We start from the raw sequence: 23,401 nt of genomic DNA on the forward strand, positions 1-23,401 counted from the left end.
CGACTGGGGCCGCGGACAAGCGGAGGGACGAAGTGGACACGGAAACCCGACAGATCACCGTGGCGGTGCACGCGCCCGACCCGATCACCACCGCGGGCCTGGCCAGCCAGCTGGGCGCGCGGCAGGGGATCGACATCCGGGACTGGGAGCGGCGCGCCGAGACCGACGTACTGGTGTTCGCCGCCGAATGCCTGACGCCGGAGATCGTGCTCTGGCTGCGGCGGCTCGCCGCCGAGGACGGCAAGCCGGTGGTGCTGGTGGTGAGCCAGATCAGCGAGGCGGAGCTCGTGCCCGCCATCGAATGCCGGGTGGTGGCGGTCCTGCCGCGGTCGGCCACGACGGGCGAACGGCTGGCGCACGCCGTCCGCGCGGCGGCCACCGGCGGCGGGGTGCTCCCGCCGAGCCTGCTCGGCGAACTGCTCAAGCATGTCGAGCGGCTGCAACGCGAGGTGCTCGACCCGATGGGCGTCAACACCGCCGGGCTCACCACCCGGGAGATCGACGTCCTGCGGCTGATGGCCGAGGGCAAGGACACCGTCGAGATCGCCGGCGAGCTCAGCTACTCGGAGCGCAGCGTGAAGCACATCATCCAGGGCATCACCGGACGGCTGAAGCTGCGCAACCGGCCGCACGCCGTCGCGTACGCGGTGCGGGCCGGGGTGATCTAACCGTGCCGGGCCAGACGTTCGGTGACGACGGCCAGTTCGAGCGGCTGGCCGCGTTCGCGGGCAAGCCAGAGGCATTCCCCGGCGGGCTCCTCGCCGAGGCAGGCCCGGACCAGATGGCGATGCAGTAACACCCGGCCCGTCGGCATCGCGGTGGCGAGGTCCTCCAGCGCGCCGAGTGCCTGCTTCGCCGATGCGCGGTCGTTCCTTCGCAACGCGAGCTCGGCGAGTTCGGCCCAGGCGATGTCCGTGCCGACGGCGAGTCCGCGGGTGGCCGCGTGCAGGCGCCGGACGGCGCGGTCGGTTTCGCCCGACGCGACGTCGACTCGGGCTTCCGCGATATCGAGCAGATGGGCCAGCGTCGGCGCCGTGGCGCGGGCGGCGGTCAGCAGTTCCCGTGCCTCGGTGGCCCGCCCCTGTGACAGCAGGACCGACACGGTCGACAGCTGCGTCGCGGCCGAGCCGATGTCGTAGCCGCGCGGCGAACGGCCGGTGACGGCGCGGCGGGCGAAGTCGATCGCGCGGGCGGGTTGGCCGCGCATGGCCGCGAGCATCGAACGTTCGCCGTCACGCAGACCGGTCTCGGGGAATTCTTCGTCGGCGAGCAGCTTTTCCGCGCGTGCTCGTTCTCCCAGCACCAGCAACGCGGAGACGTACACGGTGATCTGGTCGTTCCGGTACCGCGGCACCGTCCTCAACGGCCACCGCTCGCGTTCGGTCAGGTTCGCGCCGAACCGCGCGCAACGGCCGTCCCAAAGCTCGGCCAGGCCGCCGAAGAGTTCGCCCAGCATGGCGGAAACCGGCGATTCCGTGCGCCAGGAATCGTTTTCCGCCAAGAGATCGGCCGCTTCGGTCCACCGGTCCCGCCGGCACAGCGCGATGGCGCTCGAGACCATCGAGCCGGTTTCCTGTACGGCGTCCACGCCTGCCATCGTGAGCCCGCAGGGCGTCCAGCGCGGGGTACCCGGCGAGGTCTGGCCCCTATGGACGCCGGGTCGGCCCGAACGCCGCGACGGTCAGGCCGCGAGTGGTCCGAAGACCAGGGTGCCCGGCGCCCCGGCGTCGTCACCCGCCCAGAACTCCAGCCACAGCGCGGCGAACTCGTCCCGGGACAGCATGCCGTCGCCGTCGGCGTCCAGCAGCGGGAACGTGGCGTCGGTGTCGGTGGGGCGCCCGTTCCACACTTCGATCAACTGGTGGTACTCCGCCGCGGAGATGAGGCCGTCCCGGTTCTCGTCGATCGCTTCGAACATCGCGTCGGCGGTCGCGGTCACGGCCTCCGGCGTGTCCGGCAGCTTGTCGACCACCAGCAGGACCTCGTCCAGGGTCACCTTGTCGTCGCGGTTCAGATCCGAGGCCGCCAGCAACGTCGTCCACCAGCTGAGCATGATGCCGGTCAGTCGCCGCTCGTCACCCGGCCCGCGCCGCCGCGCCCAGCGTTCGGCCAACGCCTGGAAGTCCTGCTCCTGAAGGAAACCGTCGCCGTCGGCATCCATCGCGGCGAAGACGCCCGAGATCTTGCGCCGCTGCAAGTCGCTAGCCATGCGTCGGAACGATAGAACCGGACGTGGTGGGGCACATCGGCCATTCAGGGGCCCGGTGAGCCACGATCGGGGGACGGCCGTTCACTCGTTACCGGTGGTCATTCCCGGTCAGCGCTTCGAGGACCTTGCCCAGCGCGGACTGCGCGACCGCCGAGGTGTACGGACCGACGGCCACCAAGGAGGCTATGAGTGCCGAGGCTTCACCCGGCGTCAGAGAGATCGGCGGCAGCACGGGTCGTGCGTCGATGCCGTAGCCACCGCGCGGCCCGCGGTGAATGGTGATGGGAACGCCCGCTTCGCACAGGCGGGCGATGTCGCGTTCCACGGTCCGCAGGCTCACCCCGGTGGACTTCGCGAGGCTCGCGCCCGTCACCCGGCGCGGTGCCCGCACCCGCAGGAGTTCGATGATCGCGTGCTGTCGCTCGATCAGGGGCGCGGCTTGGTGCAGTTGGACCATTCCCGCGACTCCCGCGGAACCGACCGGCCGCTGGGGCATTTTCCCGCTCTCCTCGACTTCGAATAACCGACCCGGCCTTGACGTCTATTGGATCTTAGGCTCGATTTCCCTTCCAGTGATCGGATTTCGATGCCTTCATCTTTCGCGTTCCCCGGCGACTTCCGGCGCCTGTGGATCGGCCAGACGATCAGCGCGTTCGGCGACAAGGTTTCGCGGATCGCGTTGCCGACCGCCGCCCTGCTCGGACTCGGCGGGACCGCATGGGACGTCGGACTGCTGGCCGCGCTGAGATTTCTGCCGTTCGTCCTGATCGGCACCCTGGCGGGCGTCTGGATCGACCGGCTCCCGCTCCGTGAGACGATGATCGGGGCCGACGCCGGCAGGCTGGTGGCGATGGGGTCGATCCCGGTCGCGTACCTGTTCGACGTTCTCACTCTCACCCACTTGTTCGTGGTCGCCGGCGTGGTCGGCGTACTGACGGTCTTCTTCGAGATCGCCGCCCAGTCCTATCTGCCGGTACTCGCCGGACCTGAGGGCATCGTGGCGGGGAACGAACGGCTGCAGACCTCCCGCGCGGTCGCCGAGGTCGGCGGTGCGGGCGCCGCGGGCGGGCTGATGCAGATCCTCGGCACCGCGTTGGCGATCCTGGCCGACGCCCTGTCCTTTCTCGCCTCGTTGCTGACACTGACGCTGATGCGCCACCGCGAGCCGCCCCCGGCGAGGACCGGGGAGCGGCGATCGGCGTTGCGAGAGGCCAGGGAGGGCCTGGCGGTGCTGATGTCCGACGCCCGGCTGCGCGATCTAATGTTCGCGAGCACGACGGTGAACCTCGGCGTGGCGACGGGGAACGCCCTGGTACTGGTCTTCGCCTACGGGGACGGAAAGCTGAGCCCTGGGGCCGTCGGGCTCGCGTTCGCGATCGGCACGGTCGGCCTGATCTTCGGCGCGGTGTCGTCCGGCGCGATCGCCCGCAGGATCTCCCTCGGCCGGACGCTGGCCACCTCGATCCTGCTGACCGGATCGGGCTTCCTCCTGTTGCCGATCGGTGGAAACGAAGCCGCGTTGACCACGCTGATCGTGAGCCAGTTCCTCATCGGTTTCGCAGACTCGGTCTTCAACGTCCACGTGCTCAGCCTGGTTCAGCGCATCACGCCACCGGAACTGATGGGCAGGGTCAACGGGACCGCGCTCTCCGTGGTCTTCGGTACCGGAACCCTGGGTGGTCTCGGCGCCGGCTTCGTCGGCACGGTCTTCGGCACGCTGCCCGGACTGGTGCTGTCGGCCGGGATCATCTGCTGTGGCGCGGTATTCGTCCTCGTCAATCCTTTGCGGAGGATTCGGGACGGCGAGCGCGTCGCACTCGGACCCGACACTGTACCGCCCTGCGGCGAAATGGGATGAAAGTATGTATAACGACCTACAGGGCCGGACGCCAAGGCGAACCCGGAGGTGGCGGATGACAGCCGAAGTCGAACGGGCGGCGCACGCCTACTGCCCCGTCTGCAATCCGGATCCCGGACTCGGTGAGCGGGTCACCGCCCTCTGCGGGGCGGTCCACTCCTACTGGGGTCGTCGCGAACGGCCGGTGAACCACTGCCCGGCGTGTGAAGCCCTCGTCGCGAAGACGGTGTACCCGTGCGGCCACACGGGTGGCGAGAGATGAGAGTTTCCCTGGCCCGCTGCCGGGTAACCGGAGGCAGCGGACAACGAAGGGAGGCCATGATGAACGACAAGGCCGAGAACAAGGTCGAAGAACTCAAGGGCAAGGCCAAGGAAGCCGTCGGGGACGCCACGGACAACGAGCAGTGGCAGGCCGAAGGCAAGACCGAGCAGGGCAAGGCCAACGTCAAGCAGGCAGGCGAGAAGATCAAGGACGCTGTGAAGGGCGCCCGAGACTGACTTGCGGCCGGCTCGCGCGTGAAGGCCCCCCTTCGCGCGCGAGCCCTTGCGGGTACGGTCCGGCTCATGGACTTCCGGGATTTCGACGGCGTCAAGGTGCGGCGCCCTTCCGTCGAACGCGACGGCCTCGACAGCGAACCCGCCGTGTTCCAGGGCGAGTTCGACTTCGACTCGGTCCATCTCGACGGCGGCGACCAGGGCGGGGTCCGTGGCGGCGGCGAGATCGTGCATTCCCTCGTCTCCGACGTCAGTTTGGCGAACGCCCGCCTCGACAGGTTGGCGCTCTCCGACGTGATCCTCGAAGGGGCCGACCTGTCGAACGCGGCGATCCGCGAACTGACCGCGCGCCGGGTCGAAATCCTTCGCTGCCGCGCGATCGGGCTGGGAGTGGCGATCACCTCCGCGACCGATCTGTATGTCGAGAACGGGCGCTTCGACTACGCGTCGGTGACGGTCGAGCGGGTGAAGGGTTCGACGGTGTTCTCCGGCTGTTCGTTCCGGGAGACGGTGTTCTCCGGTGACCTGTCGCGGCTGACCTTTGTGGACTGTGAGTTCACGGACGCCGAATTCGCCGCGACCGGCGCGCTGGACTGCGATCTCCGCGGTTCGCGACTTTCCGGCGTCCGCGGTCTGCTGACCCTGCGCGGGGCGAAGATCACCGGCGAACAAGCTGTTTCGGTCGCGGGAATCCTCGCTGCGGAGAGCGGATTGTCGGTTCAGCCCTCCGGGTAGAAGACGAAGAGCGTGCACCCGGTCGCCGACGCGGGCACGTGCCACGAACCGGCCGGAGCGTGCAGGAACGTCCCCGCCGGATAGTCGCGCGCGCCGTCGTTGAAGGTGCCGGAGACGACGAACACCTCTTCGGGGCCCGGTTCGTGGACGTCGCGGTGCGGCCACGAGGTGCCGGGATCCATTTCCAGGACATTGGCGTGCGCGCCGCCAGGTCCTGTCCACAGTGGACGCAGCCGGATGCCGGGGAACAGCTCGCGAACCGGGGATTCCTTGACGGGGACGGAGGTGTAGCCCTTTTGGGCGAGGATCTCGGAGTGCATGGCTTCATCGTGCCGCGACCGCTCTGCCGCCGGACAGTGTCAGGGAAGACACCATGGGGTATTTTCCTGCCATGCATCGCGTGATGGCACTGGTGCGGCCGGTGCAGTCGACCTTCGAACTCGGGATCGCCGCCGAGGTCTTCGGCACGGAGCGCGCCGGGGTGCCGCGCTACTACGAATTCGACGTCTGCACGGAGAAACCCGGTCCGGTGCCGACCACGGCCGGGTACGCGATGTCCGTGACCAGGGGCCTGTCCGCACTGGCGGGCGCCGACACCGTGCTCATCCCCGGCTGGTCTCCGGTGGAGGCACCCTTGACAGCTCCTGTGCGCAGGGCGCTCCTCCGCGCGCACGCCAGGGGAGCGCGGCTCGTCACGATCTGTTCCGGCGTTTTCGCGCTGGCCCGCACCGGGCTGCTGGACGGCAGGGCGGCGACCACGCACTGGGCACGCGCTTCCCAGCTGCGGGAAGAGTTCCCGCGGATACGCGTGGAACCGGATGTGCTCTACGTTGACCACGGCGACGTCGCCACGAGTGCCGGGGCGGGCGCGGGGATCGATCTGTGCCTGCACCTGGTCCGGCGTGACCACGGGGCCGCGCACGCCGCCCTCGTCGCCCGGCACATGGTGATGCCGCCGCACCGCGACGGCGGGCAGGCGCAGTTCGTCCCGGCCCCGCCGCCCGGCGACGAGTTGGACGGTCTCCTCGCCTGGGCGGGCGAACGCCTCGGGACACCGTTGTCGGTGGGCGATCTGGCCGCGCACCTCAACGTCTCGCCCCGCACGCTCGCCCGGCGCTTCGCCGACCAGCTGGGTACCACGCCGGGGGCATGGCTGCTGACGCGGCGCGTGACCGAGGCGCGCACCCTGCTGGAGGAGACCGCCTTGCCGGTGGAGGTGATCGCGACCCGAGTCGGGCTGACGTCGGCCGTGAACCTCCGCCGTCGTTTCCGCGATCAGGTCGGCACGACGCCGGGCGCGTACCGGCGCGCCTTCCGGGGCTCGGTTTCGCCTTGAGCGGAACGGCGCACGCGCGCCCCGGCGGAATGTCACGATGATCGTATGGCGGACATCCTCCCTTTCCAGCAGAAGCGCCCCGAACCGGAGCCGCTGTGGCGTGACGTGCTGGGCAAGAGCCTGCGCGCCGCGAGGGAGGACCAGGGCGGCCGCCTCGTCGACGTCGCGGAACGCGCCGGGATCTCGCCGCAGTACCTCTCCGAGATCGAACGCGGTCGCAAGGAACCGTCCAGCGAGATGATCGCCGCGGTCACCGGTGCGCTCGGGCTCGACCTGGCGGATCTGCTCTTCGGTATCGCGGGCACGATCAGCCGGGGCGGCAGCACGGGTCTCGCGGTCGGTCGCCGTCCGCGAGGGCCCGTGCTCATGGCCGCCTAGGCACGCTCGTCGAGAACGCGGTCCGCGAGCCCGTACGCGACCGCGCCCGCCGCGTCGAACACGCGGTCCCGATCGGTGTCGTGCCGGAGATCGGAGACGGCGCGGCCGGTGTGCGCGGAAAGGATCTCCTCCAGCTGCGTCCGGACCCGCACCACCTCGTCGGCCTGCAGGATGAGGTCCGGGATGGTGCCACGGCCCTGCGCGGCGGGCTGATGCAGCACCACCCGGGTGTGGGGCAGCACGAACCGGTGCCCCGCCTCGCCGGCGGCCAGCAGGATCGCGCCCGCCGCGACGGCCTGGCCGACGCAGGTCGTGGCCACCGGCGCCTTGATGAACCGCATGGTGTCGTACAGCGCGAGCATCGCCGACGGGTCGCCGCCCTCGGTGTTGATGTAGAGGTTGATCTCCTGCTCGGGGTTGTCCGCCTCCAGGTACAGCAGCTGCGTGATCAGCGCGTTCGCGACGCCGGAATCGATCGCGGTCCCGAGGTAGATGATCCGCTCCGACAGCAGATGCGAGTAGACGTCCATGATCCGCTCGCCGGCCGGACTGCGGGAGATGACGTTGGGGATGGTGTAGGTGCTCATGCGCCCGCACCCCTTTCCGTGCCGAGGCCGAGCCTGTGCGTGCGGACGGGGACCACCTGGTCGAGGCTCTCGACGATGTGATCGATGAAGCCGTATTCGCGCGCCTGCTCGGTGGTGAACCAGCGATCGTGGAGCGAGTCGGCGAAGATCCGGTCGATGGGCTGCCCGGTGTCGTCGGCGATGAGGCCCAGCACCGTGTCCCGCGTGTAGCGCAGGTCGTCCGCCTGCACCTCCACCTCGACGGCCGAACCGCCGATACCCGCCGAACCCTGGTGCATCAGGATCCGGGCGTGCGGCAGGGCGAAGCGTTTGCCAGGGGTGCCCGCGGAAAGCAGGAACTGCCCGGCACTGCACGCCAGCCCCAGCGCGAGGGTGGCGACGTCGCACGGCACGATCCGCATCACGTCGCGGATGGCCAGCATCGAGGGGACCGATCCGCCCGGTGAGTGGATCCACAACGCGATGTCCTTGCGGGGATCCTCGCTCGCCAAGGACAGCAGCTGGGTGGTGAGGACCGTGCCGTTGTCGTCGTCGAGCGCGCCGTCGAGGACCAGCACACGCTGGCTGAAGAACCGTTCCCGGAGCCGTTGGTCGAAGAGTGGCTGTTTCTCGTAGTCGGTCATGCCCCGACCATGCCGCCGGGGCCCGGCCGCCCGCCGGTTTCTCTGCTGTGAGCGGATCAGCCCACAGCAGGGCGCCGGGTCGGGACGAACCAGACGACGCCCGCCAGGACGACGGCGAAGACGAGGACGAGGAGATCGACGGTGAGACCCGGCTGAACCGGAAGGCCGAGGTGCTCCCGATCGCCGCCGATGAAGGTCAGCAGGCACAGCGAGAACAGCGTCAGCAGTGCGGAGACGCTGAGCATGATCTGCCCCGCCCGGACCTTGGCGAGCAGGCTCGCGCCGCCCGCGACCGCGGCCACCCCGGCGAGGACCAGGCTGATGTCTCCCAACGAGATCAACGGATCCGAGAACTCGAAGAAGTAGTACGCCTGATGCACCAGCATCGCGTTCGCGAGAAGTGCGAAACCGAGCACCATGCCCGCCACTCCGGCCAGGACCGCGAACACGGAGGGCGGGGTCAGCCCTGGCCGCTGGGGCGCCGGGGTTTCGACGCCGCTCGCCGCCTGGGCCAGTAGCGGGAAAGCGTGCTCCGGCAGCATGCGCGCCTGCGGTGCCTTCGCCAGCAGCCCGCGGAGGACGTCCGCGAGCGGCCCTGACGTCCGGGCGAAGGGCGGCTGCTCGTTGACGACGGCGTACAGCGTGGCCGCGACGTTCGCCCGCTGGAAGTAGTTCCCGCCTTCGCTCGCGCTGAGGAGGGTCACGCCGAGCGACCAGAGATCGGAGTGGGGAGTGCCTTCGTGCCCCGCGATCGTTTCGGGGGCGAGGAACGCGGGAGTGCCTGACGGATCGAGGGCCTTGGCGATCCCGAAGCCGGTCAGTTTCACCGCTCCGTCGGGAGCCACCAGGATGTTCGCCGGCCGCACGTCCCCGTGCACGACTCCGGCCGTATGCGCGGCGGCGAGCGCGCCGAGCACCTTCCCGCCGAGTTCGGCCACGAACCGTGGCGGCAGCGGACCCGAAGACGCCAGCTCCTCCAACGTCCGGGCCTCCACCAGGTCCATCACGAGGAACGCCGTCCCGTCCGCCACCACGACATCGTGGACGGGTACCACCGACGGGTGATCCACCGTGACACGGGCTTCGCGCTGGAGCCGCTCCACCAGGGCGGGATCGTGGGCGGGAAGCGGCAGCTCCTTGATCGCGACCTGGCGGCCGTCCGGCCCGTCCTCGCCACGCCACAGCACGGCCGTCCCGTCGCCACCCACCTTCTCGAGCAGGGTGTAGCGCTCGGCGATCGTGCGGGAAACTGCCGTCACAGTGGTTCTCCTCGAATCCTGAAGGGTCTTCGAGGGACGCTAACCAGCGCTCATGACAAAACGATGAAATGGCCGTTCATCCATAAAGGACGTACGCGGCTGGATATATTCACAGTCATGCTGACCTTGGCGGCCCTGGTCGACGACCCGGCGCTCGAGCTGCGGGTGGTCGTCCCCGGCCGAGACGGCGCGCTGGCCGAGCAGGTGCTGTGGGTGCACAACACCGAGCTTCCCGACCCCGGGCCGTACGTGCGTGAACACGAGGTCGTGCTGACCAACGGCCTGTGGCTGGATCGCGTCGAGCCGGCGGAGTTCGTCGCGCGGGTGGTCGGCGCGGGGGCGGCGGGGATCATCTTCGGCCTGCGTGTGGAGCAACGCGACACTCCTCCGGAGCTGGCCGACGCCTGCCGGGAGGCCGGGCTGCCCCTGCTGGAGATCTCGGTGGCGGTGCCGTTCACGGCGGTCACCCGTGCCGCGGCGGCGATCCAGGCCACGGACCGGCAGAACGCTTTGATGTCACTGGTACGCCGAGGCGACGAGCTGACCTCGGCGCTGTCGCGAGGCGCGGGCGCGTCCGGGGTGCTCGCGGTCCTCCGTCGTGAGCACGAGCTTCCGCTGGCGGTCGTGGACCGGATGGGCCGGGAACTCGCGTCCGCCGGTGCCGGATTGGATGCCGGGCAGTCGCGCGCCGCGGCGGAGGCGCTGGCCGGGCACCCGCCGCCGCTGGAGGCGGATCTGGGCGCGGGAACGCGGGCGGCGTTGTTCCCGGTGGGCGCGATCGGCGACGCGGACGCCGCGCTGCTGTGCCTGCGGCCCGCGGCCGACCTGACCCGCGAGGAGCGGGACGCGCTGGAGCAAACCGCCCGCTACCTCAGCTTGGAGGTGGCCCGGCACCAGGCTGTGCAGGCGATCGAGATGCGCTTCGCCGTCGAACTGCTGGACATGGTGCTGTCGGGCGCGCAGCGCGCCGCGGAGGTACCCGGCAGGCTGCGTGCCTTCGGTGTCGACCCGGACGGGCCGCTGGCCGTGATCGCGCTGGCCTTCGCGGGGGACGACGCGGCGACCCCGCCGGGGATGGCGGAGGCCGTGACGGACTTCCTGCTGGCCGACGGGCTGCCCGCGGTCGTGGCGGCGGGCAGCCAGGACGTCGTCGCGGTGCTGCCGTTCCGTTCGGGACGGCAGTCGCCCGCCGCCTTCGCGCCACGGCTGGCCGCGGCGGTGTCGCACCGGCTCGGCGGCGGGCGCGTGGTCGTCGGGCTCGCCGATCCCGTGCCCGGCGCGGCCGAACTGCGGGTGCCGCTGTCGCGCTGCCGCGAAGCCTGCCGTGTGCTCCGGGGCAGGCGCAGCGGCCCGGTCGCGGCGAGTTTCGCCGAGCTGGGCAGCTATCGGCTGCTGCTGGAGTCGCACGACGAGCAGTGGCGGCACACCTTCGCCGACGCCCTGCTCGGCCCGCTGCGCGAGCACGACCGCGCCCGCGACGGCGACCTGGAGAAGACCCTGCGGGCGTTCCTCGATCACGACGGCCAGTGGGCGGCCACCGCCGCGGCGCTGTACGTGCACGTCAACACCTTGCGCAATCGGCTGGCCAAGGTCACCGAGCTGACCGGCCGCGACGTCGGCCGGACCGCGGACCGGGTCGACCTGTTCCTGGCGCTGGAGGCGGCTCAGTCCGGATAGACCAGGCCGTGTCCTGTAAGGATTCCTTAGCGTGCTGATCTGTGGAAGGGGAGCGGGGGACCTTTGGTGTCGCGGGAGGGGTGTGTGGATATAGGGACGTTGAGTGGCCCTATATCCACACACCGCTCACTCGCTGTCAGGGCCATTGCTGACTGTGTGGATTTTGGTGCGTTGGATGACCCGAAATCCACACGGTCACCGGGAGGGGGAGAGCAAGGGACCTTTGCTCTCGCCCCCCGTCAGTCCCCCGGCCCGTCCACGGGCATCGCCTTCATCGGCTGGATCGCCCGTGCCGTCAAGGACCTCCTGGGCGCGAAGACCGCGAGCAGACTTACAGGACACGGCCTAGTCCGGGTAGACCGCCGGGTCGATTTCGAGGCGCCGCAAGGGTTCCGTGGGCAACGCGGGGTCGGCCAGCGCCGCGGCCGCCACGTCACGGCACCGAGCGAACCGGACGTCGCCGAGGCCGAGCCCGAACTCGATGAGCTCGCGGACCACCGCAAGACGTCCCGGCCTGCCCGATAGGAACGGGTGCAGGCACAGGTTGAACAGGCACCGGTAGCGGCGCATCGCGTCCAGCTCCGCGCGCCACATCTCCAGCACCCGCGCCGGGGACGTGATCACCGAGCCGACCTGCGGCGCGGGAAGGAACGCGTACTGTTCCCAGTCGTCGAGCGACCAGTGCACCGGCAGCTCGGCGATCCGGCCCGCCGCGGTTTCGATCAGGTACGGCCGGTCGTCGGCCATCAGCGACGAGTCGTAGCTCAACCCGTGTTCGGCCACCAGCGCCGGAGTGTCCCAAGTGGATTCCCAGCCCGCCGCGCGATGGCCGCTGATCTCGATGCCCTGTGCCGCGAAGACCGCCATGCCCCGCTCGAAATCGGCGCGCTGCTCGGCCGCGGTCATCGCGGTCGGCGGCCGGTGGCTGTAGGAGTGATGGGCCACCTCGTGCCCGCGCTCCACGATCGTGGCGGCGAGGCCGGGCCGCTGTTCGGCGACCCAGCCCGGCACGAAGAACGTCGCGGGAACGGCCAGTTCGTCTAGCAGGTCGAGGATGCGCGGCACCCCGACCCTGGGTCCGTACGCCTGATGGGACATGGTCGAGAGGTGGTCGGCGTAGCCCCGTCCTCGCGCGAGGATCGGGGATTCCGCGTCCACGTCGAAGGTCAGGGTCGCCACCGCGGCCGCGCCGCCGTGCCAGCTGGGTTCCGTCACGCTTGCCGACTCTCCCGCCAGCGGCGCGCGTTCGCCACCGTGACCGTCGGGGAGACCATCGCCCGATCGAACTCGGCCAGGGGTTCCGCCGCGGCGACGCGGGCGGGCAGATCCGGGTTGGCCAGTGCGCCGTGCCCGACTGAGAGCAGGTCCGCGTGCCCGCCGGCGAGGACCTCGTGCGCCTGCGTGAGGTCGTGCATCCCGCCGTTGGCGATCACCGGCAGCCCGGTGACCTGCCGGGCGAGCGCGGTGATGGTGCCGCCGTCGGCCAGCTTCGCCGTCTCGATCCAGTTCCGGCCTTCGCTGGCGATGTGGAGGTACTGCGCGCCCGCCTCGGCGACCGCGGCGAAGATCACCTCGGCGTCGTCCCGGCCGCCGGGCCAGCGATAGGTGAAGTCGTTGACCTTGGTCTGCGACAGCCGTACGCCGGTCACCAGTTCCGGCACCGCCTCGGCGACGGCGGTCACGACACGGGCGGTCAGCCGGATCCGGTTCGCGACCGGTCCGCCGTAGGAGTCGGTGCGGTGGTTGGTGTAGTCGGTGAGGAACTGGTCGAGGAGGTACCCGTTGGCCGCGTGCACCTCGACGCCGTCGAACCCGGCCTGACGGGCCCGCACGGCCGCGGCGGCGAAGCCCTCGACGACGTCGTCGATCTCGGCGGTGGTCAGCTCGCGGGGGACCGGCCACGGCCCGGAGCCGCCGTACGCGCGCATCATCTCCCCGCGCGGCTGGACGGCCGACGGAGCGACTGTGTTCGGGTTGCCCTGGGAGATCGCCCCGGCGTGCATGAGCTGGGCGATCATCCGGCCGCCCGCCGCGCGGACTCCGGCGGTGACCACGCGCCAGCCCGCGACGTGCTCGTCCCGCGCGAGGCCCGGCTGGTTGAGGTAACCCTGGCTGGTCGCGGTGTCGGGATAGGTGCCTTCGCTGAACACGAGCCCGAAGCCGCCGCGGGCGAATTCGGCGTAGTAGTCGGCCATCTCGCCGGTCGGGGTGCCGTCCGGGCTCGCCGAGACGCGGGACATGGGGGCGACGGCGTAGCGGTTGCGCAGGGCGAGGCCGCCGAGCGTGACCGGGGCCAGCGCGGGGTGTTCGACAGTGGTGGTCATGAGGGGTTTCCTCCATTGTGGACGGTTTCGATGGCTAGCGGGGAGAGTCCGGCGTCGCTGATCCGGACGAGGTCCTGCGGGCAGGCGGAGACCACGACGACGCAGTCCATCTCGGCGCGCAAAGTGACGGCGTCGCCGGGCCGCGAGTTCGCGGTCAGCCAGTTCAGCCGCCCGTCCTCGCCGACCGGGACGCGCATGAAGACGTTGATCGGCTGCGGTGTCGGGCCGGTGAAGGTCAGGCCTTCGTCTGCCAGCGCCTCACGCAGGTTCGCGGCGCAGGACCGGTGGCCCGGAGCGCCCAGCGCGGCGTACCGGGCCGGGTCGCAGGCCGGGATCAGCATGTCGTGCTCGCCCGGTGAGGTGTCTTCGATCAGCGTCAGGATCGGGCGGCGCCGGTCGGTCACGAAGGACTCGCCGACCGTGGGGAACAGCCTGTCGACACCGGCGCGAGTGTGCGCCGCGCTGTGGTGCTCGGTCAGTTCGGTCGCGCCTTCCGCGAACGCGAACACGTCGCCGACCTGGCCGCCTTCGACGTCGATCACCCGGACGAGGTCGCCGGCGGTCACGCGGACGGCCCTGGCGGTCCCCGGTGGGACTTGCGTTGTGCTCATGCCTTCAGCAAACAGGTGCCACCCGCCACCTCGCCATGGAGAAATCTCTACCCTTCCGCCTTCATGATGGAGAAACCTCCAGGTGAAGAAAGACGGAACACGCGTGATTGGAGCCGTAACTCGCGTTATTGAAGGCGTAACACCGTCTTACGGCGGGAAACACGCGAGTTACGGCTCCAATCACGCGAGTTACGGGTAGCGATAGTTTCGACTTTGACCATTTTCGCAGCGCCGGGTTAGTGTTCGGCGATGGAAGACGTGGACGCGGCCGGGCTCGACTTCTGGTCGTTCGTGGCGCTGGCGAACCGGCGGCTCGCGCACGAGTACGGCTTCCGGCACCAGCTGGCGACCGAGGTGCTGCTGACCCTCAATCGTGCCTCCGACCTGGTGACTTACGATCTCGAAGCCGCGGTGCACCGGCCGCGCGGCCGGTCGTGGTCGGCGTTCCGGCTGCTGTTCGTGGTCTGGCTCGCCGGGCCGCTCGAACCGACCAGCGCGGCCCGGCTGACCGGGATGAGCCGGGCGGCGGTGTCGAATCTGGTCAAAACGCTGGTCGCGGAGGGGATGCTCCACCGGGTCCCGGACGAGCGCGACGGCCGTTCGGTGCAGCTGTCGCTGACCGAAGCGGGACACGAGGAGATGGTCTCGGTGTTCCGTGAGCACAACGAGCGCGAATTCGGCTGGACGAACGCGCTGACCGAGACCGAGCAGCGCATCCTCGTCATGCTGCTGGGCAAGCTGATCACCAGCCGTGCCGAGTTCGGCACCCGGAGCCGCAAGTAGGCCGAAGGACGCTTTCCCCGCATGTCACGTGGGGAAAGCGCCCTTCACCGCGTCGGATGCGGGGAAAGTCCCCTTCAGCACCTTCCCGTCGCCAGGAGGACCGGACTACGCTGCCCGATGGGTAGTAAAAGCATGAACTAAATCGGCGAGGAGGAGACCATGGTGGACGGCGGACGGATTCCCGCGCTCTTCGCCGGGCTGTGCGACGACGCCGCGGTGTTCCCGCCAGGGCTGGCCCCGCTGCCGGACGCGGTCGCGGCGCACGACGAGCACCTCTCCGCCTGGTACGCCGGCCTCGTCGGACCGCTCGTCATCGCCGCCACCGCGCTCGGCGACCTCGCCGAAGTGCTCGGGGACCGGACGACCCCGCTGCCGGTCTCGGTGACCCTGCCCGGCGGGCCCTCGCAGCTCGACGGCGTACTCGATGCCGTGGATAAGCTCCCGGTGAACCTGGACGCGCTCGAAATCGCCGTCCCGGAGGGGATGGGCCCGGACGAGGTGCTCACCGCGCTTTCCCGTGCCACCGCACCGGTCTTCGTCGAGATCCCGCGCGACGACCGACGTGTCCTGCTGCTGACCGCCCTTTCCGGTACCGGCCACCACGCGAAGTTCCGCACCGGCGGAGTCCGGGCCGACCTGTACCCCGGCGAAGCGGAACTCGCCGCCTCGGTGCGGGCGGCCGTCGAGGCCGGCGTTCCGTTCAAGGCCACCGCCGGGCTGCACCATGCCCTCCGCAACACCGACCCGGACACCGGCTTCGAACAGCACGGCTTCCTCAACCTGATGCTCGCGACCGACGCCGTCCTCACCGACGGCGACGCCGAAGCCGTTCTCGCCGAACGAGACGGCGCCGTCATCGCCGCACGGCTCCGGGAGCTGGACGCGGATCGCGTCGCCGCCCTCCGCGCGGCTTTCACGTCGTTCGGCACCTGCAGCATCACCGACCCCCTGACCGAACTGGCCGGACTCGGCCTGCTCGAGGCGCCCCGAGGAGAGGCATGACCACGATCGACATCCCCGAAGGCTCGCTGTTCGGGATCGACAACCTGCCGTACGGCGTGTTCTCCGTCGACGGCGATGCCCCGCGCGTCGGCGTGCGCGTCGGCGACTCCGTCGTCGACCTGGCCGCGGCGCTCAAAGACGACGTGTTCGCCGCGCCGACACTGAACCCGTTCATGGCGCAGGGATACGACCGCTGGGTGGCGGTCCGGGAGCGGATCCGCGACGTGGTCGCCGGCGAGGTCCCCGACGGCGCGGTCCACGCGATCGAACGGGTGACCCTGCACCTGCCGATCGAGGTCGCGGACTACGTCGACTTCTACGCCTCCGAACACCACGCCTCGAACGTCGGCAGGCTCTTCCGCCCCGACGCGGAACCGTTGCTGCCCAACTGGAAGCATCTCCCCGTCGGCTACCACGGACGGTCCGGCACCGTCCTGGTCTCCGGAACGGACATCGTGCGCCCGAGCGGCCAGCGCAAGCCCCCGGCCGAAGCGGCGCCGGTGTTCGGGCCGAGCACGCGGCTGGACATCGAGGCCGAGATGGGTTTCATCGTCGGCACCGGAACGCCGCTGAACACCCCGGTCCCCCCGGATTCCTTCCCCCGCCACGTTTTCGGCGCGGTTCTCCTCAACGACTGGTCCGCCCGCGACATCCAGGCGTGGGAATACGTCCCGCTCGGCCCGCACCTCGGCAAGAGCTTCGCGACGTCGATCTCCCCGTGGGTGGTGCCGATCCTGGCGCTGGAAGCCGCGCGGATCCCGCTGCCCGGCCAGACGGATCCGGAGCCGCTGCCGTACCTGCGGGAAAGCGACCCGTGGGGGCTCGACATCGACCTCGTCATCGAATGGAACGGTGAAGAGGTCAGCCGCCCGCCGTTCCGCGAGATGTACTGGTCGCCCGCCCAGATGCTCGCGCATCTGACGGTCAACGGCGCCTCCTCGCGCACGGGCGACCTGTACGGCTCCGGCACGATCTCCGGGCCGGAGAAGCACCAGCGCGGCGCGTTCCTCGAATTGTCCTGGGGCGGCAAGGAGCCGCTCACGGTCAAGGGAGAGGAGCGCACCTTCCTGCTGGACGGGGACGAGGTCGTGATCACCGGCACCGCGCCCGGCGCGAACGGCTCGCGGATCGGGTTCGGCGAGGTGCGGGGGCGCGTGCTTCCGGCGAACTGACTCAGCCGGCGGGAATCCCGTTGGGCGGCGGCCCGTCGTTCGCGGCGGAGTCGTCCGCCTTGATGGGCGCGTCGCCGAGGTCGGACACCAGGACCGGTGTCAGATCCTTGCCGACGCCTCCCTGGAGCTCGACCACCGACATCCCGGAGATGCCCAGGTGGCTGTCGCCGGAGAAACGGAACGGCGCCAGTCCCGGTCCCTGGAACGTCTTCCCGGACTGCTGGAGCACCTCGACGATCCGTTCCCGCGTCAGATCCTTTCCGGCCGCCTGCAACGCCTGGACGAACGTGTACGCCTGCGCCATCCCGTAAATACGGTAGTTCGTCAGGTCGCCGCCCTTGCCGTGCGCCTTCCAGACGTTCTGCCACAGCTTCGTCCACGCGTTGTCCGGCGCGTCGACACCTGGCAGGTACTCGGTCGTGACCACGCCGTCGATGAGCGACGCGCCATTGGTGACCTTGCCTTCGGAGAACCGCGCGAGCAGTGAACCGACGAGCGCGGGATCGGAACCGACGTTGCTGTAGACCCACTTCGGCTTGAACCCGATCTTCAGCGACGCCAGCTGGGAAAGCGCGGTGTACGACGGAACGGTGAAGCCCAGCACCAGATCCACGCCGGCGGCCTTGAGTTTCGCGATCTGCGGCGCGATGTCGGTGTTGCCGGGGGAGTACTTCGCGACCTCCACGATCTGCTGGCCGAGGTACCGGCGGGCACCCTTCTCGCCGTCGCGGCCGAAGTCGTCGTCCTGGAGGAACAGGCCGACCTTGGCGTTCGGCAGGTTCTTCCGCACCCAGTCGCCGATGATCTTGCCTTCGATCTCGTAGTCCGGCTGCCAGCCGAAGGTGAACGGCGCCTTCTTCGGATCGTCGCCCCAGCGCAGCGAACCCGACGACACGAACAGGTCCGGCACCTTGGAGTTGTTCAGGAAGTCGACGACGGCGCTGTGCGTCGGCGTGCCGAGGCCGCCGACCATCGCGAAGATCTCTTCCTTGAGCACCAGTTCGTCGGTGACCGCGCTCGTGGTGGTCGGGTTGTAACCGTCGTCCTTCACCACGAACTCGATCTTGCGGCCGTTGACGCCGCCGTTCGCGTTCACGTAGTCGTAGTACGCCTGATGACCGCTCGGGATCTCGCTGTAGCCCGGCGCGGCGACGCCGGTCAGCGGGAAATGCGCGCCGATCTTGATGGTCGTGTCGGTGACGCCGACCGTCGAGCCCTTCTGCTCGCCCTCGGGTCTGCCGCCCGCGCCGCAGGCGGCGGTGACCGTGACGGCAAGGAAGACGGCCACGGCCTTGGTCCAGCGTTTCATGAAGTTCTCCTCCGGTGGATGAGTTTCCGCAGCCCGCCGGCGAGACCGGCGGGTGCGAGCAGCACGATCAGGACGGTGACCAGGCCGTAGATCAACGGCGCCAGATGCGCGGCCTGGACGTCGGACAGGCCCAGATCCGTTCCCGCGCCGGTCACCAGCGGCGGAAGGAAGGTCAGCAGCGCGGCGCCGGCGAGCGCTCCGGTCAGGCTCCCGAGCCCGCCGAGCACCACCGCGGACACCAGCAGCAGCGACAACGTCAGCGCGAACCCGCTCGGCGCCGCCAGCCGCGCGGACAACGCCATCAGCGCTCCGGCCAGCCCCGCGCATCCCGAGCTGACGACGAACGCCCGCACCCGCGTGCGGCCGAGGTCGATCCCGGCCAGTTCGGCGGCCACGTCCTCGTCGCGCACCGCCCGCCAGTCGCGTCCGACGCGGCCGCGGGACAGGTTCGCCAGCAGCACGAACACCACGATCACCGCGAGCCAGGAAAGGTAGGCGAGATAACGGATCGACGTGAGTTCGTGGCCGGTGACGAAGTACGCGGCGTCCGCCAGCCAGCCGGGGATTTCCGGCATGCGCACGGGCAAGCCCTGCTCGCCGCCGAGCGCTTCACCGAAGAACAACGGGATCCCGGGAACGGCGACGGCGAGCGCGAGTGTCGCCCCGGCGAGATACGGCCCGTGCAGCCTGGCCGCGGCGACACCCACGAGTGCCCCGACGGCCAGCGTGATCACCATCGCCAGCACCAGGATCACCGGCAGCGGAAGGAATTCCGACTTCAGCAGGAGCGCCGTCGAGTACGCGCCGACGGCCATCAAGGCGCCGTGCCCGAGCGACAGCTGCCCGTTGAGTCCGGTCAGGACGGTCAGGCCGCCCGCCGCGATCGCGAAGTACGCCATCGTGGTGAGCTGAGAGGTGAAGAACGGCCCGGAGTTCTCCAGGACCAGTACGACGACGAGGAGCGCGGCGAGCGCGCCCAGCAGAGAGCGGCGTGGCACGTCAGACCCTCCGTTCACGGACGCTCGCGAACAGGCCGCCGGGCTTCAGGAGCAGCACCACCATGAGCAGCGCCAGCGCGGCGAGCGGGACGAGTTCCGAGCCGACGTAGCCGCTCACCAGGCTCAACGACAGGCCGAGGACCACGCCGCCGACGACCGCGCCGACCGGGCTGTCCAGCCCGCCGAGCACCGCGGCGACGAAGCCGTACACCACCACACCGTCCATATAGGACGGATGGACGAGACCGCCGCCGGCGATCAGCAGACCGGACAGCGAACCGGCGAGCGCTGCCAGCGCCCAGCCGAGCGTGAGCATCCGTCCGACCCGCACGCCGAGCAGGCGGGCCACCTCCCGGTCGAAGGCCGCGGCCCGCATCCGCAGGCCGAGATCGGTACCGCGGAACAACAGCACGAGCCCGATCAGCACGACGCCCACGGCGGCGATGGTGAACACGCCGAACCCGGTCAGCGCGATCGTCGTGTCGCCGACCCGGAACCCGGTGAGCCCGAACGGCGCCGGGAACGACCGGTACCGCGAGCCGAACACCAGCGCCGCCAGCGCGTGCAGCACGATGAACAGCCCGAGCGTGAGGATGACGGCGTTGATCTCGGCCTTGCCGTCGACGAACCGGACGACGAACCGTTCCACCAGTGCGCCGAGCACGAGCCCCGACGCGAGGGCCACGGCGAAACCGGCCCAGTACGACCAGCCCGCGTCGATCAGGACCAGCGCCAGGTAGGTGGTGATCATCGCCATCGGCGCCTGCGCGAAGTTCACGATCCGCGTCGCCCGCCAGATGAGCACGAGCGCCAGCGCGAACGCGGCGTAGACCACGCCCAGCGTCAGGCCGGTGAGCGCGGTGGTCAGCAGTTGCTGCACAGGGCTCCCTTTCAGAATCCGAGGTAGGCGTGCCGGAGGGCGTCGTCCGCGACGAGCGCGGCCGCGTCCCGCCGGACGACCACCTGCCCGAGGTTGAGCACGACGCCGTGGTCGGCGATGGACAGCGCGCTGCGCGCGTTCTGCTCGACCAGCACGACGGCCAGTCCTTCGTCGTGCACGAGACCGCGCAGCAGACCGAAGATCCGTGCCACGATCCGGGGCGCGAGACCCAAGGACGGTTCGTCCAGCAGCAGCACCTTCGGCCGGGAGAGCAGCGCGCGGCCGATGACCAGCATCTGCCGTTCCCCGCCGGAAAGGACGTGCGCGAGACCGTTCTTGCGGTCGGCCAGCGCCGGGAAGAGGTCGTAGATCCGGCGCAGATCGGCCGCCGTCGCGCGCCCGCGGGCCCCGAGCGCGCCGAGCCGCAGGTTCTCCTCGACGGTCAGTTCGGCCAGCACGCCGCGGCCCTCGGGGACGTGCGCGAGCCCGAGCGCCGGAAGGTCCTCTGTGGACACTCGGCTCAGATCCCTGCCCGCGAGCGACACGCTGCCGCCCGACGGCGGCACCAGGCCGGATATGGTCCGCAACAAGGTGGTCTTGCCCGCGCCGTTCGCGCCGAGCACCGCGGTGATCTCGCCCTCCGCGGCCGAAAGGCTCACGGAATCGAGCGCGCGCACCGGGCCGTAGCTCGCCGAGAGGTTCTCAATGGTCAGCACCGGCGACCTCCTCGCCGAGGTAGGCCGCCTGGACCGCCGGATCCGCGCGGATCTCGTCCGGGGTGCCGCGGGCGATGACCCTGCCGAAGTCCAGCACCACGATCTCGTCGCAGACGCCCATCACCAGATCCATATGGTGCTCGACGAGCATCACGGACATGCGTTCGGTCAGGCCGCGGACCAGCGCGCCGACCTCGTCGATCTCGGCCGACGACAGGCCGCCCGCCGGTTCGTCGAGCAGCAGCAGGTCGGGTTCGCTCACCAGCGCCCGTGCCAGCGCGACGCGTTTCCGCACCGGGTAAGGAAGGCTCGCGGGATAGCGATGGGCGACGTCGGCGATGTCGAACGCCTCGAGCTGCGCCATCGCTCGCTCGGTCAGCGCCTTCTCGTCCTTCGTCAGGCCCAGCAAAGAGGACCAGAAGCCGGCTTTCGCGTGCCTGCCCGCCCCCGCGAGGACGTTCTCCAGCACGGTCATCCGGTCGAACAGACCGAGTTCCTGCAGGCTCCGGGCGATCCCGAGGCCGGCGAGGTGATGCGGGCGCAGCCGCCGCAGCTCCTGCCCGCGCCACGTCAGCGTGCCGGTGTCCGGGCGGACGAAACCGCACGCGACGTTGAAGAGCGTGGTCTTGCCCGCCCCGTTCGGGCCGATCACGCCGAGCACCCGGCCCGGGGCGACGGTCAGGGAGACGTCCGACAAGGCGACGAGACCACCGAAGGTCACCGACACGCCGGACATCTCGAAGGTCGACAGGGTCACGCAAGAACTCCCAACGAAGAGAGGAGGTCCCGGCGCGGGTGCGCCGGGACCGAGGACACTCAGGCGTGCGGACATGTGTCCCGGTAGTCGCTGATCGTGCGGTCGTCCGGGGCGGGGCAGAGGAACTGCTCGTAGCGGGTGTCGTTGTCCACGAACCGCTTCAGCCACGAGAGCGTGTACTTGGCCATGGTCGTGTTCGCCGTGTTCGGGAAGAAGTGGCTCGCGTTGTCCAGCTCCATGTACGCCTTCTCCGACGAAGCGGGAATGCTGGTGTAGAACGGGATCGAGTGCGACGACACCGGTGCGACGGAGTCGGACTCGCCGCCGATGATGAACGTCGGAACCCTCAGCGAGGACCACGACTTCTGCGTGTTCCATGCCGCGAGCGGCACCGCGGCCTGCAGCGAAGGCCGGTCCTGCGCCGCTTCGAGCGAACCGCCGCCGCCCATCGAGTGGCCCGCCACCGCGAGCCGGGTGCTGTCGACGCGGGAACGGACCGTGCTGCGCTGGGTCAGGTAGTCGAGCGCGGCCAGGAGCTGGTCGCCGCGGCTGTCGGGCTGGTCGTAGATCGAGTTGGTGTCGATCGTGAACACCACGAAGCCCTGCGACGCCAGCCGCGGGCCCATCCACGCGATACTCGACTGGGTCGCGGTGAAGCCCGGCGAGATGGCGACCGCGCCGAACGTGCCCTGCGCGGTGCTGGTCGGGTAGTAGATGGTGCCGCCGCCGAAGCCGGTGACGGCCAGGCTCGACACGGAGGTCTGGGATACCGCGAACGAGCCGCGGGACGCTTCGATGCTGCTTTCCGTCGGGTCGGGTCCTCGTTCGTAGGGGTTCTCGGCGGCGTAGGCCGCGGGGGCGACAAAGAGTGCCGCGACGGTGGCCAGTCCACAAAGGATCCGGGTCGTACTACGCATGGTGCCGTCTCCGTTCGCCGTTGAACACGGTCCGTGGTGATGGACTGTGGCAAACGGCCGGAGCCCGCTGCATCGGTGAAATCGCCAGTCTTGGTCCGCGAGCGTTCCCGCCGGGCCGGTCGCCCGTACGATCGGCGATCGTGAACCCCTCAGCCGAGGACATAGTCCGCACCGCGGCGCGGTGGATCGATCGCGGCGTCCGCGTCGACACCTCCGCCTTCGCCCAGGATCTGGGCATCTCGCGCAGCACCCTGTTCCGCCGTGTCGGCAACCGGGAAGACCTGCTCGGTGACGCCCTCTACTACCTGTCCGAGCGCACCCTGACGGCCGCCGTGCGCACCTGGGAGCGCGAAGAGGGCGACGTGGTGCGCAACGCGGCCGGTGAACTGCGCTGTCTTTCGATCATGCGCGAATACCGGTCCGTACTGGCGGCGAGTACCGGGTTCCGGCGCTTCCTCGACGACGAGCCGGTGCTGGCGATCAGGCTGCTGACCGACCCCGACGGACGCGTCCAGCCGAGGGTGATCGCGGCACATGTCGAACTGCTTCGTCGCGACGTCGAGGACGGCGGCTTCGTGCCCGCGGTCAGCCTGGACAGCCTCTGCTACGCGATCGTGAGGCTAGGGGAGGCCTTCCTGTACTCGGACGTCCTCGCCTCTCGGACCCCTGATCTCGAAGCGGCGTCGACGCTGCTCGGAGCGCTCGTGGAAGCAAAGGTGCCGAGCAGGACCTTGTGAAACACTTGCGCCTGGTGTTTCATCGAGAGGGATCTCGA

The 23,401-nt window shown here is 70.0% G+C and carries 28 protein-coding genes; 12 read left to right on the forward strand and 16 right to left on the reverse strand.

What is annotated here, in order from left to right:
* The first annotated feature begins 32 nt into the window (after positions 1–32).
* Entirely contained in the window at positions 33–668 is a 636-nt protein-coding gene (locus ACFVM3_RS05600; RefSeq protein WP_378435862.1) for a response regulator transcription factor, read from the forward strand.
* Here the strand turns inward: ACFVM3_RS05600 and ACFVM3_RS05605 are convergent.
* The 3 genes from ACFVM3_RS05605 to ACFVM3_RS05615 form a co-directional block, all read right to left on the reverse strand.
* Positions 665–1,588 (reverse strand): hypothetical protein, encoded by a 924-nt coding sequence (locus tag ACFVM3_RS05605; protein ID WP_378435863.1) that lies wholly within the window; start codon positions 1,586–1,588, stop codon positions 665–667. The two genes, ACFVM3_RS05600 and ACFVM3_RS05605, sit on opposite strands and share 4 nt — an antisense overlap.
* A 93-nt stretch (positions 1,589–1,681) precedes the next feature.
* Positions 1,682–2,209, reverse strand: coding sequence for an EF-hand domain-containing protein (locus ACFVM3_RS05610; protein ID WP_378435865.1), 528 nt, complete (start codon positions 2,207–2,209; stop codon positions 1,682–1,684).
* An 88-nt stretch (positions 2,210–2,297) separates the two neighbouring features.
* The gene (locus tag ACFVM3_RS05615; RefSeq protein WP_378435866.1) at positions 2,298–2,705 is read right to left on the reverse strand and encodes a helix-turn-helix transcriptional regulator; all 408 of its coding nucleotides are present in this window, start codon (positions 2,703–2,705) and stop codon (positions 2,298–2,300) included.
* A 90-nt stretch (positions 2,706–2,795) separates the two neighbouring features.
* On the opposite strand from ACFVM3_RS05615, the gene ACFVM3_RS05620 reads away from it, so the two are divergent.
* From ACFVM3_RS05620 to ACFVM3_RS05635, 4 genes are all read left to right on the forward strand, one after another.
* Positions 2,796–4,067, forward strand: coding sequence for an MFS transporter (locus tag ACFVM3_RS05620; protein ID WP_378435868.1), 1,272 nt, complete (start codon positions 2,796–2,798; stop codon positions 4,065–4,067).
* A gap of 55 nt (positions 4,068–4,122) precedes the next feature.
* Complete coding sequence (locus ACFVM3_RS05625) at positions 4,123–4,329, forward strand: hypothetical protein (protein ID WP_378435870.1); 207 nt, start codon at positions 4,123–4,125, stop codon at positions 4,327–4,329.
* A 59-nt stretch (positions 4,330–4,388) separates the two neighbouring features.
* Positions 4,389–4,565: a CsbD family protein gene (locus tag ACFVM3_RS05630; protein ID WP_378436067.1), complete on the forward strand. Its 177-nt coding sequence runs from the start codon at positions 4,389–4,391 to the stop codon at positions 4,563–4,565.
* 66 nt (positions 4,566–4,631) lie between these two features.
* The gene (locus ACFVM3_RS05635) at positions 4,632–5,297 is read left to right on the forward strand and encodes a pentapeptide repeat-containing protein (RefSeq protein ID WP_378435872.1); all 666 of its coding nucleotides are present in this window, start codon (positions 4,632–4,634) and stop codon (positions 5,295–5,297) included.
* Here ACFVM3_RS05635 and ACFVM3_RS05640 read toward each other — a convergent pair.
* Entirely contained in the window at positions 5,282–5,617 is a 336-nt protein-coding gene (locus tag ACFVM3_RS05640) for a cupin domain-containing protein (RefSeq protein WP_378435874.1), read from the reverse strand. The two genes, ACFVM3_RS05635 and ACFVM3_RS05640, sit on opposite strands and share 16 nt — an antisense overlap.
* A 71-nt stretch (positions 5,618–5,688) precedes the next feature.
* Between ACFVM3_RS05640 and ACFVM3_RS05645 the strand changes: the two genes are divergently transcribed.
* Entirely contained in the window at positions 5,689–6,633 is a 945-nt protein-coding gene (locus tag ACFVM3_RS05645) for a GlxA family transcriptional regulator (protein ID WP_378435875.1), read from the forward strand.
* Between the two features lie 45 nt (positions 6,634–6,678).
* Positions 6,679–7,011: a helix-turn-helix domain-containing protein gene (locus ACFVM3_RS05650; RefSeq protein WP_378435877.1), complete on the forward strand. Its 333-nt coding sequence runs from the start codon at positions 6,679–6,681 to the stop codon at positions 7,009–7,011.
* Here the strand turns inward: ACFVM3_RS05650 and ACFVM3_RS05655 are convergent.
* From ACFVM3_RS05655 to ACFVM3_RS05665, 3 genes are read right to left on the reverse strand one after another with little or no spacing between them, the layout of a single operon-like run.
* Positions 7,008–7,598: a ClpP family protease gene (locus ACFVM3_RS05655; protein ID WP_016335566.1), complete on the reverse strand. Its 591-nt coding sequence runs from the start codon at positions 7,596–7,598 to the stop codon at positions 7,008–7,010. The genes ACFVM3_RS05650 and ACFVM3_RS05655 overlap by 4 nt on opposite strands.
* Complete coding sequence (locus ACFVM3_RS05660) at positions 7,595–8,221, reverse strand: ClpP family protease (RefSeq protein ID WP_378435879.1); 627 nt, start codon at positions 8,219–8,221, stop codon at positions 7,595–7,597. Before ACFVM3_RS05660 ends, ACFVM3_RS05655 begins: the two co-directional genes overlap by 4 nt.
* A 56-nt stretch (positions 8,222–8,277) precedes the next feature.
* Positions 8,278–9,480 carry a serine/threonine-protein kinase gene (locus tag ACFVM3_RS05665; protein ID WP_378435881.1) on the reverse strand — a complete coding sequence of 401 codons (1,203 nt, stop codon included), beginning with the start codon at positions 9,478–9,480 and terminating at the stop codon, positions 8,278–8,280.
* Between the two features lie 117 nt (positions 9,481–9,597).
* On the opposite strand from ACFVM3_RS05665, the gene ACFVM3_RS05670 reads away from it, so the two are divergent.
* Positions 9,598–11,157: a PucR family transcriptional regulator gene (locus ACFVM3_RS05670; RefSeq protein ID WP_378435883.1), complete on the forward strand. Its 1,560-nt coding sequence runs from the start codon at positions 9,598–9,600 to the stop codon at positions 11,155–11,157.
* A gap of 345 nt (positions 11,158–11,502) precedes the next feature.
* On the opposite strand, the gene ACFVM3_RS05675 is transcribed toward ACFVM3_RS05670, so the two are convergent.
* The 3 genes from ACFVM3_RS05675 to ACFVM3_RS05685 are packed head-to-tail and all read right to left on the reverse strand — an operon-like array spanning position 11,503 to position 14,092.
* Positions 11,503–12,372: a polysaccharide deacetylase gene (locus ACFVM3_RS05675; protein WP_378435885.1), complete on the reverse strand. Its 870-nt coding sequence runs from the start codon at positions 12,370–12,372 to the stop codon at positions 11,503–11,505.
* Positions 12,369–13,481: a tRNA-dihydrouridine synthase gene (locus ACFVM3_RS05680; RefSeq protein WP_378435887.1), complete on the reverse strand. Its 1,113-nt coding sequence runs from the start codon at positions 13,479–13,481 to the stop codon at positions 12,369–12,371. Before ACFVM3_RS05680 ends, ACFVM3_RS05675 begins: the two co-directional genes overlap by 4 nt.
* Entirely contained in the window at positions 13,478–14,092 is a 615-nt protein-coding gene (locus ACFVM3_RS05685) for a DUF1989 domain-containing protein (RefSeq protein ID WP_378435889.1), read from the reverse strand. The genes ACFVM3_RS05680 and ACFVM3_RS05685 overlap by 4 nt, the downstream gene beginning before the upstream one ends.
* A 249-nt stretch (positions 14,093–14,341) precedes the next feature.
* Here ACFVM3_RS05685 and ACFVM3_RS05690 point away from each other — a divergent pair, with 249 nt between their 5' ends.
* From ACFVM3_RS05690 to fahA, 3 genes are all read left to right on the forward strand, one after another.
* The gene (locus ACFVM3_RS05690; protein ID WP_340688211.1) at positions 14,342–14,875 is read left to right on the forward strand and encodes a MarR family transcriptional regulator; all 534 of its coding nucleotides are present in this window, start codon (positions 14,342–14,344) and stop codon (positions 14,873–14,875) included.
* Positions 14,876–15,034: 159 nt separating this feature from the next.
* On the forward strand, positions 15,035–15,877 hold the full coding sequence (locus ACFVM3_RS05695; RefSeq protein ID WP_378435891.1) for a hypothetical protein: 843 nt from the start codon (positions 15,035–15,037) through the stop codon (positions 15,875–15,877).
* The gene (gene fahA / locus ACFVM3_RS05700) at positions 15,874–17,049 is read left to right on the forward strand and encodes a fumarylacetoacetase (protein ID WP_378435893.1); all 1,176 of its coding nucleotides are present in this window, start codon (positions 15,874–15,876) and stop codon (positions 17,047–17,049) included. The genes ACFVM3_RS05695 and fahA overlap by 4 nt, the downstream gene beginning before the upstream one ends.
* 1 nt (position 17,050) lies before the next feature.
* Here the strand turns inward: fahA and ACFVM3_RS05705 are convergent, their stop codons facing one another.
* From ACFVM3_RS05705 to ACFVM3_RS05730, 6 genes are read right to left on the reverse strand one after another with little or no spacing between them, the layout of a single operon-like run.
* On the reverse strand, positions 17,051–18,358 hold the full coding sequence (locus ACFVM3_RS05705; protein ID WP_378435895.1) for an ABC transporter substrate-binding protein: 1,308 nt from the start codon (positions 18,356–18,358) through the stop codon (positions 17,051–17,053).
* Positions 18,355–19,356, reverse strand: coding sequence for a branched-chain amino acid ABC transporter permease (locus ACFVM3_RS05710; protein ID WP_378435897.1), 1,002 nt, complete (start codon positions 19,354–19,356; stop codon positions 18,355–18,357). Before ACFVM3_RS05710 ends, ACFVM3_RS05705 begins: the two co-directional genes overlap by 4 nt.
* A gap of 1 nt (position 19,357) precedes the next feature.
* Positions 19,358–20,236 carry a branched-chain amino acid ABC transporter permease gene (locus tag ACFVM3_RS05715; RefSeq protein ID WP_378435901.1) on the reverse strand — a complete coding sequence of 293 codons (879 nt, stop codon included), beginning with the start codon at positions 20,234–20,236 and terminating at the stop codon, positions 19,358–19,360.
* Positions 20,237–20,247: 11 nt separating this feature from the next.
* Positions 20,248–20,952, reverse strand: coding sequence for an ABC transporter ATP-binding protein (locus tag ACFVM3_RS05720; RefSeq protein WP_378435903.1), 705 nt, complete (start codon positions 20,950–20,952; stop codon positions 20,248–20,250).
* On the reverse strand, positions 20,939–21,709 hold the full coding sequence (locus ACFVM3_RS05725; protein WP_378435905.1) for an ABC transporter ATP-binding protein: 771 nt from the start codon (positions 21,707–21,709) through the stop codon (positions 20,939–20,941). Before ACFVM3_RS05725 ends, ACFVM3_RS05720 begins: the two co-directional genes overlap by 14 nt.
* A 59-nt stretch (positions 21,710–21,768) precedes the next feature.
* Positions 21,769–22,626, reverse strand: a complete 858-nt coding sequence (locus tag ACFVM3_RS05730) for an alpha/beta hydrolase family protein (RefSeq protein WP_378435907.1) — start codon at positions 22,624–22,626, stop codon at positions 21,769–21,771.
* 140 nt (positions 22,627–22,766) lie between these two features.
* On the opposite strand from ACFVM3_RS05730, the gene ACFVM3_RS05735 reads away from it, so the two are divergent.
* Complete coding sequence (locus tag ACFVM3_RS05735) at positions 22,767–23,363, forward strand: QsdR family transcriptional regulator (protein ID WP_378435909.1); 597 nt, start codon at positions 22,767–22,769, stop codon at positions 23,361–23,363.
* Positions 23,364–23,401: the final 38 nt, after the last annotated feature.

Origin of the sequence: Amycolatopsis sp. NPDC057786, from assembly GCF_042797905.1 — a bacterium.
Taxonomy (GTDB): domain Bacteria; phylum Actinomycetota; class Actinomycetes; order Mycobacteriales; family Pseudonocardiaceae; genus Amycolatopsis.